The organism is Gilvimarinus sp. 1_MG-2023 (assembly GCF_030548285.1).
Map to the genome: position 1 here is coordinate 1 of NZ_JAUOSC010001607.1, position 240 is coordinate 240.

At 59.2% G+C, this 240-nt stretch carries 1 protein-coding gene; it reads left to right on the forward strand.

The genetic code is table 11. The features are described 5' to 3' along the window. Positions 1-240: hypothetical protein (locus tag Q4563_RS22225; protein WP_303606087.1), on the forward strand; the 240-nt coding region annotated here is incomplete at both ends.

Sequence of the window (240 nt, forward strand, 5' to 3'; positions counted from 1 at the left end):
TTCAGCGGGCCAAAGAGTGGCTGGCGTTGGAACGGAACAAGGATGCCGAACGGGAGTGGCTTGCTGCCCGCGCCAGTCTGGCACCGGTCAAACGACAACACATGGTCGCGCTCTCCCTGGACTGGGGCTGGCATCACCGGGCCATTATGGATGCGATTCGCCAGCGCCAGTGGAATTATCTGGAAGCCCGTTTCCCGGTGTTGTTCACCGACCTGTTTGAGATTCAGGCCAGAAAAAACG